18 protein-coding genes are annotated in these 16,990 nt (G+C 60.6%); 8 read left to right on the plus strand and 10 right to left on the minus strand.

The window, feature by feature from the left end; translation table 11 throughout:
* Positions 1-56: 56 nt before the first annotated feature.
* The gene (locus tag ABIE62_RS03880; protein ID WP_354323727.1) at positions 57-1,538 is read right to left on the minus strand and encodes a NupC/NupG family nucleoside CNT transporter; all 1,482 of its coding nucleotides are present in this window, start codon (positions 1,536-1,538) and stop codon (positions 57-59) included.
* A 217-nt stretch (positions 1,539-1,755) separates the two neighbouring features.
* Here ABIE62_RS03880 and ABIE62_RS03885 point away from each other — a divergent pair, with 217 nt between their 5' ends.
* Both ABIE62_RS03885 and ABIE62_RS03890 read left to right on the plus strand, forming a co-directional pair.
* Positions 1,756-2,478, plus strand: coding sequence for a queuosine precursor transporter (locus ABIE62_RS03885; protein ID WP_354323728.1), 723 nt, complete (start codon positions 1,756-1,758; stop codon positions 2,476-2,478).
* Between the two features lie 52 nt (positions 2,479-2,530).
* Positions 2,531-2,851 (plus strand): MliC family protein, encoded by a 321-nt coding sequence (locus ABIE62_RS03890; protein WP_354323730.1) that lies wholly within the window; start codon positions 2,531-2,533, stop codon positions 2,849-2,851.
* 179 nt (positions 2,852-3,030) lie between these two features.
* Here ABIE62_RS03890 and trmB read toward each other — a convergent pair whose 3' ends face one another.
* Positions 3,031-3,732 (minus strand): tRNA (guanosine(46)-N7)-methyltransferase TrmB, encoded by a 702-nt coding sequence (gene trmB, locus ABIE62_RS03895; protein WP_354323732.1) that lies wholly within the window; start codon positions 3,730-3,732, stop codon positions 3,031-3,033.
* 116 nt (positions 3,733-3,848) lie between these two features.
* On the opposite strand from trmB, the gene ABIE62_RS03900 reads away from it, so the two are divergent.
* Positions 3,849-4,685 (plus strand): helix-turn-helix domain-containing protein, encoded by an 837-nt coding sequence (locus ABIE62_RS03900; protein ID WP_354323734.1) that lies wholly within the window; start codon positions 3,849-3,851, stop codon positions 4,683-4,685.
* 105 nt (positions 4,686-4,790) lie between these two features.
* On the opposite strand, the gene ctrA is transcribed toward ABIE62_RS03900, so the two are convergent.
* A complete protein-coding gene (gene ctrA, locus ABIE62_RS03905; RefSeq protein ID WP_354323736.1) occupies positions 4,791-5,486 on the minus strand; it encodes a response regulator transcription factor CtrA in 696 nt (231 codons plus the stop codon).
* Positions 5,487-6,409: 923 nt separating this feature from the next.
* Here ctrA and ABIE62_RS03910 point away from each other — a divergent pair.
* The 5 genes from ABIE62_RS03910 (at position 6,410) to ABIE62_RS03930 (ending at position 11,189) form a co-directional block, all read left to right on the plus strand.
* Entirely contained in the window at positions 6,410-8,461 is a 2,052-nt protein-coding gene (locus tag ABIE62_RS03910) for a ribonucleoside-diphosphate reductase subunit alpha (RefSeq protein ID WP_354324087.1), read from the plus strand.
* A 70-nt stretch (positions 8,462-8,531) separates the two neighbouring features.
* Positions 8,532-9,578 (plus strand): ribonucleotide-diphosphate reductase subunit beta, encoded by a 1,047-nt coding sequence (locus ABIE62_RS03915; protein WP_354323737.1) that lies wholly within the window; start codon positions 8,532-8,534, stop codon positions 9,576-9,578.
* Positions 9,579-9,587: 9 nt separating this feature from the next.
* Entirely contained in the window at positions 9,588-10,088 is a 501-nt protein-coding gene (locus ABIE62_RS03920; RefSeq protein ID WP_354323738.1) for a hypothetical protein, read from the plus strand.
* A 2-nt stretch (positions 10,089-10,090) separates the two neighbouring features.
* A complete protein-coding gene (locus ABIE62_RS03925; RefSeq protein WP_354323739.1) occupies positions 10,091-10,489 on the plus strand; it encodes a hypothetical protein in 399 nt (132 codons plus the stop codon).
* Between the two features lie 475 nt (positions 10,490-10,964).
* The gene (locus ABIE62_RS03930; RefSeq protein WP_354323741.1) at positions 10,965-11,189 is read left to right on the plus strand and encodes a DUF1294 domain-containing protein; all 225 of its coding nucleotides are present in this window, start codon (positions 10,965-10,967) and stop codon (positions 11,187-11,189) included.
* 63 nt (positions 11,190-11,252) lie between these two features.
* Here the strand turns inward: ABIE62_RS03930 and kynU are convergent, their stop codons facing one another.
* The 7 genes from kynU to dksA form a co-directional block, all read right to left on the minus strand.
* The gene (gene kynU, locus ABIE62_RS03935; RefSeq protein WP_354324089.1) at positions 11,253-12,470 is read right to left on the minus strand and encodes a kynureninase; all 1,218 of its coding nucleotides are present in this window, start codon (positions 12,468-12,470) and stop codon (positions 11,253-11,255) included.
* 2 nt (positions 12,471-12,472) lie between these two features.
* Positions 12,473-13,099, minus strand: coding sequence for an arylformamidase (gene kynB / locus ABIE62_RS03940; protein ID WP_354323743.1), 627 nt, complete (start codon positions 13,097-13,099; stop codon positions 12,473-12,475).
* The gene (locus ABIE62_RS03945) at positions 13,096-13,887 is read right to left on the minus strand and encodes a tryptophan 2,3-dioxygenase (protein WP_354323745.1); all 792 of its coding nucleotides are present in this window, start codon (positions 13,885-13,887) and stop codon (positions 13,096-13,098) included. Before ABIE62_RS03945 ends, kynB begins: the two co-directional genes overlap by 4 nt.
* A gap of 37 nt (positions 13,888-13,924) precedes the next feature.
* The gene (locus ABIE62_RS03950) at positions 13,925-14,356 is read right to left on the minus strand and encodes a DUF4112 domain-containing protein (protein ID WP_354323746.1); all 432 of its coding nucleotides are present in this window, start codon (positions 14,354-14,356) and stop codon (positions 13,925-13,927) included.
* A gap of 5 nt (positions 14,357-14,361) precedes the next feature.
* On the minus strand, positions 14,362-15,828 hold the full coding sequence (locus ABIE62_RS03955) for an ABC transporter substrate-binding protein (protein ID WP_354323748.1): 1,467 nt from the start codon (positions 15,826-15,828) through the stop codon (positions 14,362-14,364).
* A 66-nt stretch (positions 15,829-15,894) separates the two neighbouring features.
* Complete coding sequence (locus tag ABIE62_RS03960; protein WP_354323750.1) at positions 15,895-16,272, minus strand: PilZ domain-containing protein; 378 nt, start codon at positions 16,270-16,272, stop codon at positions 15,895-15,897.
* Positions 16,273-16,458: 186 nt separating this feature from the next.
* Positions 16,459-16,917 carry an RNA polymerase-binding protein DksA gene (dksA, locus tag ABIE62_RS03965; protein WP_354323752.1) on the minus strand — a complete coding sequence of 153 codons (459 nt, stop codon included), beginning with the start codon at positions 16,915-16,917 and terminating at the stop codon, positions 16,459-16,461.
* Positions 16,918-16,990 lie beyond the last annotated feature (73 nt).

Consider the following 16,990-nt stretch of genomic DNA (forward strand, 5'->3'; position numbering starts at 1 on the left):
GACAGCCGCCTTACACCCGCGCCCACGCCGCTGCCAAGAGGGTCAGAGGTGTCAAATTACAGCGGCAAAAACAGTCCCGCCAGCGCCGCGCTCATCAGATTGGCGAGGCTGCCTGCCGCAAGCGCTTTCAGCCCCAGCCGCGCGATCACCGGGCGTTGGTTCGGAGCCAGCCCGCCGGTCACTGCCATCTGGATCGCGATCGAGGAGAAATTGGCAAAACCGCACAGCGCAAAGGTGATGATCGCCCGGCTGCGCGCGGTCAATTCACCCGCCTGCATCGCGCCGAGATCGATGAAGGCGACAAATTCGTTGAGCACGATCTTGGTGCCGAACAATCCACCCGCAATCTGCGCCTGATCCCAATCGGAAATGCCGATCAGGAACATCACGGGTGCGAACAGATAGCCCAGCAGTTTCTGGAAGCTGATATTCGCCAGCCATTCGGCGGTCGCAGGCGCGAACGGCGCGCCGATCTGATCGGCAAAGCCCACCATGCCGCCGCCAATCCCGGCGAGCGCACCGTTCGCCAACGCCACCAACGCGACAAACACCATCACCATCGCGCCAACCGCCACCGCCAGTTTCACCCCGGTCTGGGTGCCTTGCGCGGCGGCTTCGATGATGTTGGCGGGGCGATGGCCTTCTTCAAAGGTTTCGGCAGCCATCACTTCATCGGACTTGCCGCTTTCGACCATTGCCGCAGGGCCAACCGAGCTGATCCGAGCCTGCGGCAGTTCGACCTCGTGCCCGTTTTCGTCATACATCACCACGCGGGTCGCTTCGGCCAGCGAACCGGCTTTGCCGCGCGCGCGCGCCACGGCTGCCTGGCCGACGGTGTTGTCATGATCGGGAGCCATTGCCGCCGGATCATCGGGCATGATGATCTTGGCCATCAGGATCCCGCCCGGTGCCGACATGAACGCCGCCGCCAGCAGGAACGGCACCGCATCTTCACCGATGAAGCTGGCATAGGCGGCCAGAATCGTGCCTGCGACGCCCGCCATCCCCACGGTCATCAAGGTGAACAGCGCGGGTGCGGGCAGCGCGGCAAGATAGGGGCGCACCACCAGCGGGCTTTCCGATTGGCCGACAAAGATGTTGGCGGCAGAGCCGAGCGCTTCGACCCGGCTGATCCCGGTGATCCAGCCAATCGCTCCGCCCACCCAGCGCACCAGCCGCTGCATGATGCCAAGGTGGTAGAGGATCGAAACAATCGCCGCGAAGAACACGATCACCGGCAGCGCGGCGATCACAAAGGTATTGGCGAACGGGTTGTTTTCCATCGGCCCGAACACCGATGTGATGCCCACCTTGGAAAAATCGAGCAGCGCGATCACGCCGCTGGAAAGCCCGCCGATGATGGCCACACCCACATCGGTGCGCAGCACGATCAGCGCGGTGAACGCTTGCAACGCAAACGCCGCGCCAACCACGCGCAGGTTGATCCTGCGCCGCCCTGAAGACAACGCAAAGGCAATACCAAGAATAGCGATGACCCCGGCAAGGCTCAGAAGGATCGGCGTGATACTCTCGTTCACGGTAGCAACGTGCCCCTTGCAATGTCTGAAAATAGTTAAGTGACGTGATCCCTGTTGTCCGCCGGTTGGCCCCCGCAGGCAATCATGCGGGCGTGGCAGTTTGCGACGCCAGTTGCAAGCCGGATGACAGCGCGCAGCGCGGTGGCTGGGCCGTGACCGGTGACAGGCGCACACGCGCCGCTTTTCTTTTGCCCGCGCGCTGGCTAGCAATCACGCGATGAACGATACCCCATCCGCAGCGCAAGCCGCTGTTCCGTCGGCGCCAGCCAGCCCCCTTGCAAACATGCCGCTGGGCCTGTTCGTGTTCACGCTGTTATATGGCGGGATGACGGTGCTGGCGGGGGTGCTGGCATATAAGCAGGTGCAGTTGTGGCCGACCGATCTGGCGGTGGAGAGCGGGATTTTCGCGTTCCTGCTACTGGTGGTGATATCCAGCACGATGGCGCAATTATACGGACGCCAGTTTGCGCAGCGGATCGTGTGGTGGGGTTTTCTGCCGCTGTTGATTGCATCGCTGCTGATGCAACTGGTGCTGGGCCTGCCCGCTTCAACCGAGATGGTCGCGGGCCGCGCCGATGATCTGGCCGCGTTTGAACGGGTGCATTCGACCGTGTGGCGCGTGTGGGCGGCTGGGCCGGCGGCCTATATCACCTCGTTGCTGCTCAATATCTGGATCTTTGACCGGTTGAGAGGCCGCAACAGTGGCGGCACGATTGATCTGATGGTGCGCGGCGCAATCGCATCGGCGCTGTCGCAGGCGGTGGATTCGGTGATCTTCATCACGCTGGCATTTTACGGGCTGTTCCCGATCACCAACCTGTTGATCGGGCAGGTGATCGCCAAGGTGGTGCTATCGCTGGTGCTGGTGCCGTTCCTGATTACCGGCGGGGTGAAGGCGGCGAAATGGCTGGATGGGCGGGGTGCAAAACCGGGGGCTTGAGCCTGCGCTGATTCGCGGTAATCTGACTTTCGGGAATCAGGGAGGGTTCAGCATGAAAACCGGAATGATTATAGTCTTCGCAGGCACCATTGCGCTCGCAGGCTGCGCGCCGGTCGGTGGGCCGGGGGTGAGCAGCTATTATGATTGCGGTGACGGCATCCGGCTCAAGGTTGATAGTCTTTCGGGCGACCGCGTGATGGTGCAGATGAACAATGACAAGCCCGTCACGCTCCCCGCCGACAAATCCGCATCAGGCGCAAAATACATGAGCGCGACGCACCAATTCTGGAGCAAGGGCGACGAAGCAACATGGACAGTGGGCCGCATGGTGCCGATGACCTGCCGGAAAGTGGCGGTGCCAAGGGGGGTTTGAGCAAGCTTCGCATTCTTGACGATGCGAAATCGGTCGCACAGCGACCGCATTGGCGACCGGCCTCAAGCAGCGAAGCGGTAGGCCAACAAGGACGCCCTCCTCATATCCGTGTAATCGAGTGCGATCCGCACCCGCGCGTCGGTAGGGATCATCGCAAAGCCTTCAGGGCGGCGGTGCCCCTAAATCCGCCTCCAGCGAAAATACCAGACCTCGTGCCCGTACACGGTGCGAGCCTTTTGCTCATACCGCGTTTCGGGCCAGCCTGACGGGCGCACCTGCCAGTCGGATGGCTTTTCCACCACCCATTCGAACAGATCGGTGTGGCGCTGCATCACCATCAGGGCGTGGCGCAGATAGATGTCGTGATCGGTGCCGAACCGGAATTCGCCGCCCGGTTTCATCTTCTGCGCGATCAGCTTTACCGGCCCGTCATTCATCATCCGCCGCTTGGCATGGCGGGCCTTGGGCCAGGGATCGGGGTGGAGTAGATAGACCATGCTCAGCGCCCCATCGGGCACCCGCGCCAGCACATCGAGCGCATCGCCCAGATGCAGGCGGATGTTCGGGAGCTGCTGATCGGCAATATGGGTCAGCGCCTGCGCCACGCCGTTGACGAAGGGTTCGGCCCCGATGAAACCGTGATCGGGTAGCAAGTCGGCGCGGTAAGCAAGATGCTCTCCCCCGCCAAAGCCGATCTCGAAATGCAGCGGGCGCTGGTCGCCGAACAGGATTTCGCTCGTCACCGGCCCTTCGGCAGGCACGGCGATTTGCGGCAGCAGGTTATCAACCAGCCCCTGCTGCCGGGTCCGCAATTTCTTGCCGACGCTGCGGCCATAAAGCCGTGCGATTGTGGTCGGATCGCCTTCCTTGAACGCTGTCATGGACGGGGCAATTGGCACCCGACCCGACGAGGGTCAACCGGAAGGCAGCGCGCTGGCGGCCATTCCCCAAAAAAATCGTGCTGGACGCTCCGATTGCCCTGTGGTGAGCACGGGCCATGTCAGCCCTGCCCCCGACGATAGGAACACGTGCCATTCAGCCCGCCGCGCTCAACGAAAAAGAGCTTGAGGTCCTGCGCCTGCTGGCGGCCGGGCATACAGTGAAGTCGATTGCAGCCGGACTGGATCGGTCAGAAGCGTCGATCAACGAACGCCTGCGCGAGGCACGGCGCAAGACCGGTGTCGGAAGCAGCCGGGAACTTGCCCGCCTGCTCGACGCCCAGAAAATCTGGGACAAGAATATTGATCTGCCGGAGGCCGCTTCCTTCACCGAGAGCCGTGAAAGGCCGCCGCACAGTCGCGGCTTTTGGTCGAAAGGAACGATTATGATGTTGATTGCTCTGCCTCTCGTCGCAGCCGGGCTGCTGGTAACGGCCACGAACCCTTCGGAACATGGCGCAACCCCGCGCTCTGCCGCTGTGTCCCCCATCGGGCAATCGCCGCTGGTCGGGCGCTGGTCGCTTGATATTGAGAGCATCCCTGCCGAAGAGCGTCCTCGCGCAGTCACCATCGCGTTCAGTGAGGGGCCGGAGGGGCGCTGGAACACCATAGTCGAGATCGTCGCGGCGGACGGATCGCGGATGGATGCCCAGTCTGCCGCCACCCTTGACGGCGTGGCCGTGCCGGTTTCAGGCACGATGGGCTTTGTTGATAGCGTATCGCTGCGCCGTCCCGATCCCGATACGCTGGTGATGACGCTGGCCAAGGACGGTATGCGCGTCTCAACACGGGTCTATACGATCGCAAAAGATGGCCGGACCATGACCGAAACGATCGTCTGGGCAGCCGCCGGAATACCGGACATTGTCACCACCACCTTCAATAGAGTGGGCTGAAATGCAGGACGCCCGGAGCACAAGTCCCGGGCGTCCTGTAAATTGAAAAAGCGCTGTTTCGGCCCGCAAGGACCCGAGCGCCTGGAAACGCCCTCGCAAAATAAACTACGCGGCTTCGACCACCTGTTCATCATCGCGCAGCACGTAACCGCGGCCCCATACCGTTTCGATGTAGTTTTCACCGCCGCAAGCAAGGCTCAGCTTCTTGCGCAGCTTGCAGATGAACACGTCGATGATCTTGAGTTCGGGTTCGTCCATCCCGCCGTAAAGGTGATTGAGGAACATTTCCTTGGTCAAAGTGGTGCCCTTGCGAAGCGAGAGCAGTTCCAGCATCGCATATTCCTTGCCGGTGAGGTGAACGCGCGCGCCATCGACTTCGACCGTCTTGGCATCGAGGTTCACGGCCAGCTTGCCTGTGCGGATAACGCTTTGCGAATGGCCTTTCGACCGGCGCACCACGGCATAGATGCGGGCGACCAGCTCTTCGCGGTGGAACGGTTTGGTCACATAATCATCCGCGCCGAAACCGAAGCTGCGGATCTTCGAATCCATTTCGGAAATGCCTGACAGGATCAGCACCGGGGTCTGCACCTTGGCGACGCGGAGCTTCTTCAGCACGTCATACCCGTGCATGTCGGGCAGGTTCAGGTCGAGCAGGATGATGTCGTAATCATACAGCTTGCCCAGATCGAGGCCCTCTTCGCCGAGGTCGGTCGAATAGACATTGAAACCCTCGGTGGTGAGCATCAGCTCAATCGCCTTGGCGGTAGTCGGTTCGTCTTCGATCAGCAGCACACGCATCGCTGGTCCCCTGTTTGCCTTTGGTAACCCCTGCTTAGGAGAGGTTGCCGCCTGTTAACCACGACACTTGTCACCAAAAAAGGTTAATAAGAGGTTTAAGGCGTTAACGTTTTGAAGTGAGTCTTTCGAGTCACAGTGGCGGACGGTCGATTTGGGGTCGGGCGTGTGTGGATGCCCCCAGTTTTGCACGGCGATTTTGTGTCGGCTGTGACAGCTTGGCGCTTTTATCGCTCGTGTGTCAGGCCTCTTGCTGTGGCCTGCTTTTGCCACGGGCCGGTATGCAGTGCGAAGAACGAGTTCCACATCGGTTCAGAGAGTTTTGATGCTCGCGCGCCGGGACTGGTTTGCTCGTCCTGAACATTGAAGACCTCGCCGCATAATCGCCAGTCGATCTCCTTGCCGGGCTTGTCGCCCCTATGCAGGCGCAATACGTGGTGCACTGCCCTTGCCCGCCTGAAGCGCAACAATCATTCAACCGCGCGCGCAAAAGATTCATAGCTGGATTCGAAAGATTCAATCACCATATTTTTCTTCACAGATTCGATTTGGGGCTTGCGCGGTTCGCGACTCAAGCTTGCTCCACGCGTCGCGGGTCTGAACCACCCCGACAAATGGTCGATATGGTAATTTAGAGGTTAATCTGTCGTTGACGTGAGTCGCGCACTGATTCATCATCTAGTGGTTCGGCGCAAATCGAACCCCCAAGCCTTGGTGAATCACCCGCCGCTCGGATCAGAGCACCGGAGAGAGGATTCGCCCCGGCCCGAGGAACCGATACGCGCCGCGAACCGATCAGCAGGTGCAGCAACAGGCGTCTTTCGGAGCCCTCCTGTTGGCAAGTCTGTGGATCAACCGGTATAGAACAGAATTGGAACATGGCCACTTGCGGGTCGTTCCGATTCGGGGGCAAAGTGGGGCAGCAGATGGATTTCAAGGTGAGCGATAACGTGCCGGGTGATGTGGTGAACGAATTGGATGCAGGCACGCCTGCCGAGGCACAAGCGGGGGCCGAGATGTCCGCAGGGGATGAAAAGGCTGTGACCATGAACAAGGCGGATGCCGGATCGGAAGAACTCATCGCCGCCAAGGCTGGCGAAGCGCTGGCCGGCGCGCTCGCGCAAGCCGGGGCCGAAGCGGGGAAGGGTGCTACCGACAGCAAGAAGGTCAACGCCCGCCGCTTTACCGTCGTCACCGACGACAGCCGCGATGCCCGGCTGACCGATTTCGGCAAGGACACGCTGACCGATCGATATCTGCTGCCCGGAGAGAATTATCAGGATCTGTTCGCCCGCGTGGCCGATGCCTATGCCGATGATCAGGCCCACGCCCAGCGGCTGTATGATTACATCTCGAAATTGTGGTTCATGCCCGCCACTCCGGTGCTGTCAAACGGCGGCACCCACCGCGGCTTGCCGATTTCGTGTTACCTCAATTCGGTGTCCGACAGCCTTGAAGGGATCGTCAACACCTGGAACGAAAACGTCTGGCTCGCCAGCAAGGGCGGCGGGATCGGCACTTATTGGGGCAATGTCCGCGGGATTGGCGAACCGGTTGGCCTGAACGGCAAGACCAGCGGGATCATCCCGTTTGTGCGCGTCATGGACAGCCTGACGCTGGCGATTTCGCAAGGTTCGCTGCGGCGCGGTTCGGCGGCGTGCTATCTTGACGTCAGCCACCCGGAAATCGAAGAATTCCTCGAAATCCGTAAACCCAGCGGCGACTTCAACCGCAAGGCGCTGAACCTGCACCACGGCGTGCTGCTGACCGATGAATTCATGGAAGCGGTGCGTGACGGGGCCGAATTTGACCTCAAATCGCCCAAGACCGGCGAAGTGCGCGCCACCGTCGATGCGCGCTCGCTGTTCCAGAAACTGGTCGAAACTCGACTGGCCACGGGGGAACCTTACATCGTGTTCTCCGACACGGTGAACCGCATGATGCCCAAGCATCACCGCGATCTGGGGCTGAAAGTTTCAACCTCGAACCTGTGCAGCGAAATCACCCTGCCGACCGGGGTCGATCACCTGGGCAATGACCGCACGGCGGTGTGCTGCCTGTCGTCATTGAACCTGGAAACCTGGGACGAATGGAACGGCGACAAGCTGTTCATCGAAGACGTGATGCGCTTCCTCGACAACGTGCTGCAGGATTATATCGACCGCGCGCCCGACGAAATGGCCCGCGCCAAATATTCCGCCGCGCGCGAACGTTCGGTGGGCCTCGGTGTGATGGGCTTCCACTCCTTCCTGCAGGCCAAGGGCATGGCGTTCGAAAGCGCGATGGCCAAGGCGATCAACCTGAAGATGTTCAAGCACATCCACGCCAAGGCGTGCGAGGCATCAATGCTGCTCGCGCAGGAACGCGGGCCGTGCCCCGATGCCGCAGACATGGGCGCGATGGAGCGGTTTTCCTGCAAGATGGCAATCGCGCCGACCGCGTCGATCAGCATCATCTGCGGCGGCACGTCGGCCTGTATCGAGCCGATCCCGGCCAACATCTACACCCACAAGACGCTGTCGGGCAGCTTTATCGTCAAGAACCCCTATCTCGAGAAATTGCTCGAGAAGAAGTCGAAAAACTCGACCAATGTCTGGAACTCGATCCTCGAACGCGGTGGCAGCGTTCAGCACCTCGATTTCCTCACGCCCGAGGAAAAGGCGGTCTACAAGACCAGCTTTGAAATCGACCAGCGCTGGCTGCTCGAATTCGCGGCGGATCGCACGCCCTATATCGATCAGGCGCAGTCGCTGAACCTGTTCATCCCGGCCGATGTCGACAAGTGGGATCTGATGATGCTGCATTTCCAGGCGTGGGAGCGCGGGATCAAATCGCTCTATTACCTCCGCTCCAAGTCGGTGCAGCGCGCCGGGTTCGTCGGCGGGGTGGAGGCGGATAACACCACCGAACTCGCCCGCATCGAACTCGCCGCCGCCGACGGCCCGACCGATTACGAAGAATGCTTAAGCTGCCAATAGGCGCGCCCGAATCCGCCGCCTCGCGCGGCCCATTATCTGATATACTGATTCCCTAGCCGGAGGTTCCGCCATGTCGCTGCTTGAAGCCCGCTCCACCTACAAACCGTTCCAGTACCCCTGGGCCTATGATTTCTGGAAGCGCCAGCAACAGATCCACTGGATGCCCGAAGAAGTGCCGCTGGGCGAGGATTGCCGCGATTGGGCGCAGAAGATCACCGAGAACGAGCGTAACCTGCTCACCCAGATTTTCCGCTTCTTCACCCAGGCCGATGTCGAGGTGCAGAACTGCTATCACGAAAATTACGGCCGGGTGTTCAAGCCGACCGAGATCAAGATGATGCTGGCGGCGTTTTCCAACATGGAAACCGTGCACATCGCGGCGTACTCGCACCTGCTCGACACCATCGGGATGCCCGAAAGCGAATACAGCGCCTTCCTCGAATATGAGGAAATGAAGGACAAGCACGATTTCCTCAATCAGTTCGGGGTCGATACGGATGAGGATATCGCCCGCACGCTTGCCGCGTTCGGCGGGTTTACCGAAGGGCTGCAACTGTTCGCATCCTTTGCGATGCTGATGAACTTCCCGCGCTTCAACAAGATGAAGGGCATGGGCCAGATCGTCAGCTGGTCAGTGCGCGATGAAAGCCTGCACTGCGAAGGCATCATCAAACTGTTCCACACCTTCTGCGAAGAACGCCAGTGCCTGACCAAATCGGTCAAGGAAGACCTGATCGACATCTGCCAGAAGACCGTGCGGCTGGAAGACAACTTCATCGACCTCGCGTTTGAAATGGGCCCGGTCAACGGGATGAGCGCCAAGGAGATCAAGCGCTACATCCGTTACATCGCCGATTGGCGGCTGAAACAGCTGGGCCTGCAGGAAATCTACATGATCGAAGACCACCCGCTGCCGTGGCTATCGCCGCTGCTGAACGGGGTGGAACACGCCAACTTCTTCGAAACCCGCGCGACAGAGTATTCCAAGGGCGCCACAAGGGGCGATTGGAACACCGTGTGGTCGTCGTTTGATAAGCGCCAGAAGGCGAAAGCGGTGAACGAGGACGGGGTTGAAGAGGCCGAGGCCGGGTTGTTTGGGGCTGAGGCTGCGGAGTGATTGTTGCGAGTGCTCAAGTTTCTCACCTCGCCCGAATGGCTCGCATTCAGCTCGGTTGCGAGCGTATTAGGGCTGGGTGTGGCACTTTGGGGCATTTGGTTTGCAATTGAACAGATTAAAAAGGTAAAAAGCTCGTCAGAAGCTGCCGAAGAAGCTATTCAGGCCTTGAAATTCAGGATTGCCAGTTTCGACATCTTTGGTGAGGTGGCGATAGCTGAGCGATCCTTGGAGGCAATGAAAGAAGAGTTGAAAAGCGAAGACGAAATAAAGTGGCGGCGGGAGGCTGATAATTTAATGAAATCCCTTATAAATATAAGGGAGAATTTCGCTCAAGCTAACGATAAAACGTCACAACAATTATCTACAGCAATAAAGCGTGCATCGAATTTGGCAAACAAAGCTGAGAATGGTCACAGGCGCGATGCTACAGATTTAGCAAAAATAAACGATTCATTTCGTGAAATACATATCGCGCTTGTGAAGGTTAAGGTTCAGATCCAGAGAGACTAACTATGAACGAGGCGATGAATAAATTACGAGCGCTAGTCGAAGCGCTGTATTCAAATACGACTTCTGGAGCCTTGGCTTGGGCCGTACAGGCTGGATCGGATGTTTTTTTCACATCGATTGGAGATCGGCGACTTGATGTGTTTGTCGAAGAGGGAGAGCGTGAAGAAGATGTATGGATTATAATTTATAACCGAGATGGCGATAAAATAGAGTCATTTAGCGACACATTCTTTGGCAAAGCTAGGCCGGCGCGCACTCCTCATGACAATTATTATTCGCTAATGAAAGATTTATATGATGCTGCTGGCCGAAACGCTAGGGGCGCGGATAAGATTGTTAATGAGCTTCTTGAAGAGTTAGGTGTGGAGGGAATAACGGAAATTGAGGATATAAGGTTTTGAACCGCATCACCTTGGTTTTTTGATGGCAACTTAGCTACGCTCGCATCTTGTCCTACGCGCTCCTCCGATCTTGCCCATGTCAGACAAAAGCCGCTACCTCGTCCCCGCTGGCTTCGGCATCGCGCACGTCACCTACCTCCGCTAGCCGCCTCGCAAGGCGTGGCGCATTTGAAGCGCGATCACACGTATCCCCCACACGTCTCCCCGGACTTGATCCGGGGTCCCGCTGGCTTATGCTACGTTGAATAAAGAAGCGGGATCCCGGGTCAAGCCCGGGAAGACGATGAGGGATACGTGTGTGGGGGTCTGACTCTCCCCTCCTCGTCTCCCCGGCGCAGGCCGGGGCCCAGCTTTCTTGGGCGTGGATCGCACCCAGCCGCTCTGGGTCCCGGCCTGCGCCGGGATGACGGGGGGCGCTCCGCCGCGCACCCTCAAAGCAACCTTTTATCAAGCCCTTGGGCGCTATGCCCGCGCTATGGATTGGCTTGCTCCCGCACTCGACACCGCTTTGCGCCCTGAAAACATCGTCACCGCGATCATCGCGATGAACTTCCTCGCGTTCGCCGCCTTCGGGATCGACAAGTCGCGGGCCGAGCGCGGGGCGTGGCGCATTTTGGAGGGGACGCTGTTGCAACTGGCCTTCCTCGGCCGCACGCCGGGCGATATCCTTGTTGCGCGATGTCTTAGCCGCCGGGCGTGAGGCGGGGCGTTCAGTAGTTCTGTAATCGGGCTCCAACCGCGCGCATTACCCGCCGCCAAACAGTTATGTCACCTTTGCACGCTGGCTGAATTCCTCACGCTGCCACTCTGCGCCCTCCAGCACTTCTGCAAGGTGCCGCGCTGCTTCGGCCATGTCGGCAAAGCGCAGGTAGGCCGGCGCAAAGCCGAGCCGCAACACGTCGGGATCGCGGAAGTCTCCGATCACGCCGCGCGCGATCAATGCCTGACAGATCGCATAGGCATGGGGGGTGCGAAATGAAAGCTGGCTGCCGCGCGCGCCGCTATCGGTCGGGCTGACACAATCAAGTTCTACGCCGTGTGCGCTCAGGCATTCACCGAAAAACTCCGACAGCGCGCGCGATTTTTCATACAGCCGCCCCACTCCGATTTCGGCAATCAGATCGACGCCCACTTCGAGCGCGGTCAGGCCGAGGATCGGCGCGGTGCCGCATTGCAACTGTTCGATACCGGGCGCGGAGGCGTAGTCATCATCGAAGGCGAACGGCGCAGCGTGACCGAACCAGCCCGTCAGCGGCTGGGCAAGGCTTGCATGGTGACGTTCGGCTGCGAAGGCAAAGGCGGGTGCACCCGGCCCGCCGCACAGATATTTGTATCCGCAGCCCACCGCAAAATCCGCGCCCACCGCATTCAGATCGACCGGCACCGCCCCGGCTGAGTGCGATAAATCCCACAGCACCAGTGCGCCTGCCGCATGGGCCGCGCGGGTCAGCGCCGCCATGTCGTGCATCGCGCCGGTCTTGTAATGCACATGGGTGAGCAGCAGCAGCGCAACGTCACCATCGAGTGCCTCGGCCAGCTGGTCGCGCTCGGCCAGCCGCCGGGTTGCCAGCCCCTGCCGCTCCAACCCCGCGATCATGTAGAGATCGGTCGGGAAATTGCCGGGTTCAGACAGGATCACCTTGCACGCCGGACGCATGGTGAGCGCCGCCGCGATCAGTTTGAACAGGTTCACGCTGGTTGAATCGCAGGCGATTACTTCATGCGGATTGGCCCCGATCAACGGTGCAATCTTGCCACCGATGCGGCCCGCCATGGCGAACCAATCAGCGCTATTCCACGACCGGATCAACCCCTCACCCCATTCCTGCTCCACCACGCGGGCGATGGCCGCAGGCGTAGCCTTGGGCAGTGCGCCGAGTGAATTGCCATCGAGGTAAATCACCCCTTCGGGCAGTGTGAACCGATCCCGATACCCCGCCAACGGATCGGCGGCGTCGAATTCCCGTGCACGGTCTTCCATGGTCATATCAGCTCCCGCAAAACGGCGCGCACCGGGGATGCATCGCCGCCAATTATCGCCAGCGGCAGCGCGATCAACTCGTAACGCCCCGGCGGCACAGCATCGAGCACCAGCCCTTCAAGCACGCGGATATCGTGGCGCAGCACCGCCAGATGTGCGTCCATCGTTTTGGATGTCTGCGGGTCGATGGAAGGGCCATCCAGCCCCACCAGCCGCACGCCAGCTGCCGCCAGAGCATCGACGGTTTGCGGGGCAAGGGCGGCCGTTTCGTCCACCCATGCATCGTGGGGGAAGGCATCGAAGGTGCGAAACAGCACCCGCTCCACCCCCGTCAGATCAGGCAGGTGTTCGGGCAGGATCAGCGGCCCTGCACCGCGCACGTCCACCACCACACACTCACCGAGATAAGGTGCAAGATCGACGCTCGCGATATCAGGCGCATCGGCGGCATAATGCAGCGGCGCATCGGCGTGCGCGCCCGAATGGGTCGACATCGTGATCGCGGAGACATTGACCGGAGAGCCTTGCGCCATCTGCCACGTGCCTGCCTGCGCAAACGCCGTATCGCCCGGCCAAACCGGCAAGCCGGGGCGCAGCGGCTGCGAAATGTCCCACAACCGGCGGCTCATATCGCCGTTCTGACGCTTAAAAGTTCAGGGAAGAAGGCCTGTTTCAAGACCCCTTCGAGATAGGGCACACCCGCCGTCCCGCCGGTCCCGCGTTTGAAGCCGATGATCCGCTCAACGGTCTTGAGATGGCCGAACCGCCAGCGCTGAAAATGGTATTCCAGATCAACCAGCTTTTCGGCCAGCTCGTAAAGGTCCCAGTGCTCCTGCGGATCACGGTAGATCGCCGCCCAGGCCGCCTCGACACTGGCATTGTGTTGATAAGGCACGGTGGGGTCGCGCCCGGTCGCCTCCGCCGCGATCGTGAAGCCACGCCGTGACAGCAGGCGGATCGCCGCATCGTACAGGCTCGCCCGCCCCCGTTCAGCCTCCAGCCGCGCAGCCCAATCGGCGTTGCCTTCGTGCAGTTGCACGTGCTTTTCATCGCGCCCGCCAAGCATGAATTCCATCATCCGGTACTGGGCCGATTGAAACCCGCTCGATCCGCCCAGATAGGGGCGGATGCGCGAATAATCATGCGGGGTCATGGTGCTGAGCACGTCCCAGCTCTGGATCAGCTGCGTCTGCGCGCGCGCTACCCGGGCGAGCATCTTGAAGGCAGGGCGCAGGTTGTCCGCTTCAACACATTCGCGCGCGGCGGTCAGTTCGTGCAGGCACAGTTTGAGCCATAGCTCGCTGGCCTGGTGCACAATAATGAACAGCAGTTCGTCATGCGCATCAGAGGATGGATGTTGCGCCCCGAGAACGCGGTCGAGATCGAGATAGCTCGCGTAAGTAACTTTGTCGGTCATGCCCACAGCCTATAGCGCGCAGCGGCTGGCAGGGGAACTACCCCTCAATCACGCGGGCTTCGGGATGGTGCTTGTCAATGTGTTTGAGGATGATTTTCAGGTTTCTGGTGTTCGAACGGAACAGCAGATCAGCGGCATCGCCTACCAAAGGAATCACGCCAATCGCAGCATCGAACAACACGTTCAGCCCCATCCGTGCCAGCTTCCATCGGGACATGCCCAGATTGCGCGCTTCCCAGACGATATAGGCTCCCATCGCTGTCGTCACGATATCACCCAGCACCGGAACCAACCCGATCAGTGCATCAAGCCCGACCGGAAAATTCACACCCGGAATAACGAAACTGCGTTCCAGCAGCTTTTCCATAATGGTCACGCGGGCGCGGACCGATGCGGCATCGGTGCCGGTCGGCAGTTGCATGGTGATGACGTGCGGCGATTCTGGGCGGGGTTTCACGGGCGTGTCCATCCCGATTATGTGGTGGGCTGCGACAGCGGGAACAAGGGGTGCAGGCCCCACGGGTTGGCGATGTAGTTCCTGACTGACCCACGCACCATCGACCAGCGCACCGGTGCCCCAAGCGGAATGAACACTTCGCGGGCCGTCAACGCAGCATGAGCCTCGACCAGTAACCGCTCACGTGTGGCGGCATCGCGTTCGGTCAACGACTGGCGCACCAGCGCATCAGCCTCGGCCGAGCACAGGCTGGCTTTGAGACTGCAATGGAACTGGTTGAGATACCAGCGCGGCCCGGTGTAGCGGGCAATCGTATCGCGCAGTTCAAGATCGGCTTCCTCGCCCGGCGCGGCCCGCACCGCTGTAACGCCGATCAGCGCCCAGGCTTCGGCCAGTTGGCGCATCAACAAATCGCTGCCCGGCCCGCGTGGCAAAGCGACGCGCACCGCCGCACTCGCTTGCGATTGCGCAGTCCACGCCCGCACCCGCGCCGCCGCAGTCGCCCGGCGTTCATCAAGCGATGTGCCAGCCCACCGATCCCCAGCAAAAGGCGGCGCAATGAAACTTTCGGGCGGCACAATCCGGCTGGTCGCCTTCCACCCACCCAGCCCGAACGGCTGGATCAACGCACCGCGATCAAGCGCCATCGACAGCGCCTCGCGCCGGGCGGGGTCGGCCAGCAGGCCTTGTTCGCGCCGCACCGCCAAGCCGAGCAGACCTATTGCCGGGTCAACCTGTATCGTCCCGCGCGACAATGGCCCGGTTTCGGCCAGCGGGAAATCGGCAAGGCTGCCATTCAGCACCAGATCAACCTCGCCCCGAGAAAATGCCGCCACAGCATCGCGCGCCGGCAAGGCCCGAACACTGACCGGGCGCGCGACCTCTTGCCAATCTTCCCGGGCTGGCATGCCGCGCGTTTCAGGCGGCAAGGCTGTAAGGCGGGCGATCATTCCAGCCTCGTCTCGTGACATCGCCATCGGCCCGGATCCGTTTCCGCTTTTGGCAAAACCGAGTTCGGGTTGAGCAAGCAATCGCAGAAAATCGGGCATCGGCGCGGTCAGGCGCACTTCGATCACCCTCCCGGTCATGGCGCGAATGTCGCGCACCTTGGCCAAATCGAGGCCGAGCGACGTTCCCTTCAACCGCGCCAGCGCATCGCGCAGCAATCGCCGCACCTCGGTCGCCGTGATCTCCTCACCATCGGGCCAGGTGCTGTCCCGCAAGCGGAAGATGTAACTCATGCCGTCATCGGTGACGATCCAGCGTTCCGCCATAGCTGGCACGACCTGCCCAGCAGGATCGAGCGCAACCAGCCCTTCGTGGGTTGTCGCGCGCAAATGCTGAGCGGCTGACGGCAGGCGCACGCCCTGCTGAAACAGGCTTTCAGGCGCGCCAATTATCGCCACCTCGACCGAACCATTCCCGTTCGAGGGGCCACAGGACGACAGCGCCAGAGCGGCAAGCAGGGTTGGCCAGAATCGCATCAACCGCTGACTAGCAGGTTGCAACGCATCGGTCAGCTTGGTGGTTGCCCAGGCAGGCGCGTTTGTTCAAATCTTGCGCAGCATCGACGGCTGCGGCGGTGCAGGCGCGCGGTGAGCTCTTGAGGATACGACCAAACTGGCGGTCGGCCCGTCATTCGCCTCAAGCGGACGCCGGGCCTTCTGCGAGTCAATTTCATCATCAAAGGCGACGCCGAACCGGTCGTCTTGCACCCAGGCGACCGAGCCCTTGATCGCGCCGATATTGCGCAATTCGACAGTTAGGCGGTGGCCGCGCTGGACGCGCAGATTGCCTTCGCCCATCATCCCGCCGTCGGACAGGTTACGCACTCGCACCCGATGCGTTTCGGTGCTCTGTTCGATGCGGATATCGGCCAGCAAGAACAGACTGTCGCGCGTAACACTGCGTGTTTCCACACCCGTCATATCTGGGTCGCCTCCTAAACTGCAAAAATCACCGCATGGGCCAGTCCATCATTTTAGATGGCCGACCACAAAACGCCATTGAAACTGCGCCAATTGCAGTTACCAAAAGGTTAAAATGATTGCCGCAGGTGCCTGCGATGCAGCGGGCGTCCCATCACGGCACAGGCCGCGAGCCACAGTTTACGATCAATCGTCGCGGGAGATTTTTTCGCGCCGTTCGTGGGCTTCCTGCGCTTCAACCGTCATGGTTGCGACCGGCCGCGCGATCAGGCGGCGCAGACCGATTGGGTCCCCGGTGACTTCGCAATAGCCATATTCGCCCGAATCGATCCGGCGCAACGCGGAGTCGATCTTGGACACCAGTTTGCGTTGGCGGTCGCGGGTGCGCAGTTCGATGCCCCAATCGGTTTCACTGGAAGCGCGGTCGGTCAGATCGGCTTCGCGGATCGGGCCATCCTGCAACGATTGCAGCGTCTGGCCAGCAGCCGAATGGATCGAGCGTTTCCACTCGATCAGCAGCATGCGAAAATAGGCCTGCTGGCGCTCATTCATGTATTCCTCGTCCTCGCTCGGCACATAGTCCGGAGCGATCAGGCGCTTGGCCTTTTCGAGGATGTCGATTTCGTCAGGCGCGGCAGTTGGCATCAAGCCCTCTCATCCCGTGATTTGCTGGGCTGACCTTCGTGTCCTGCCGCCTGAATATTTTCATTGGCTCACT

The organism is Porphyrobacter sp. MBR-155 (assembly GCF_040547625.1).
Taxonomy (GTDB): domain Bacteria; phylum Pseudomonadota; class Alphaproteobacteria; order Sphingomonadales; family Sphingomonadaceae; genus Erythrobacter.

What these genes read in the sequence shown, in the direction of transcription:
- kynB (WP_354323743.1), bottom strand. Translation starts at nt 13,099, where the DNA reads ATGAGCCGCCGGTTGTGGGACATTTCGCAGCCGCTGCGCCCCGGCTTG.
- ABIE62_RS03930 (WP_354323741.1), top strand. Translation starts at nt 10,965, where the DNA reads ATGGATTGGCTTGCTCCCGCACTCGACACCGCTTTGCGCCCTGAAAAC.
- trmB (WP_354323732.1), bottom strand. Translation starts at nt 3,732, where the DNA reads ATGACAGCGTTCAAGGAAGGCGATCCGACCACAATCGCACGGCTTTAT.
- ABIE62_RS03910 (WP_354324087.1), top strand. Translation starts at nt 6,410, where the DNA reads ATGGATTTCAAGGTGAGCGATAACGTGCCGGGTGATGTGGTGAACGAA.
- ABIE62_RS03950 (WP_354323746.1), bottom strand. Translation starts at nt 14,356, where the DNA reads ATGGACACGCCCGTGAAACCCCGCCCAGAATCGCCGCACGTCATCACC.
- ABIE62_RS03960 (WP_354323750.1), bottom strand. Translation starts at nt 16,272, where the DNA reads ATGACGGGTGTGGAAACACGCAGTGTTACGCGCGACAGTCTGTTCTTG.
- ABIE62_RS03945 (WP_354323745.1), bottom strand. Translation starts at nt 13,887, where the DNA reads ATGACCGACAAAGTTACTTACGCGAGCTATCTCGATCTCGACCGCGTT.
- ABIE62_RS03900 (WP_354323734.1), top strand. Translation starts at nt 3,849, where the DNA reads ATGTCAGCCCTGCCCCCGACGATAGGAACACGTGCCATTCAGCCCGCC.
- ABIE62_RS03955 (WP_354323748.1), bottom strand. Translation starts at nt 15,828, where the DNA reads ATGCGATTCTGGCCAACCCTGCTTGCCGCTCTGGCGCTGTCGTCCTGT.
- kynU (WP_354324089.1), bottom strand. Translation starts at nt 12,470, where the DNA reads ATGGAAGACCGTGCACGGGAATTCGACGCCGCCGATCCGTTGGCGGGG.
- ABIE62_RS03885 (WP_354323728.1), top strand. Translation starts at nt 1,756, where the DNA reads ATGAACGATACCCCATCCGCAGCGCAAGCCGCTGTTCCGTCGGCGCCA.
- ABIE62_RS03915 (WP_354323737.1), top strand. Translation starts at nt 8,532, where the DNA reads ATGTCGCTGCTTGAAGCCCGCTCCACCTACAAACCGTTCCAGTACCCC.
- ABIE62_RS03925 (WP_354323739.1), top strand. Translation starts at nt 10,091, where the DNA reads ATGAACGAGGCGATGAATAAATTACGAGCGCTAGTCGAAGCGCTGTAT.
- dksA (WP_354323752.1), bottom strand. Translation starts at nt 16,917, where the DNA reads ATGCCAACTGCCGCGCCTGACGAAATCGACATCCTCGAAAAGGCCAAG.
- ABIE62_RS03890 (WP_354323730.1), top strand. Translation starts at nt 2,531, where the DNA reads ATGAAAACCGGAATGATTATAGTCTTCGCAGGCACCATTGCGCTCGCA.
- ctrA (WP_354323736.1), bottom strand. Translation starts at nt 5,486, where the DNA reads ATGCGTGTGCTGCTGATCGAAGACGAACCGACTACCGCCAAGGCGATT.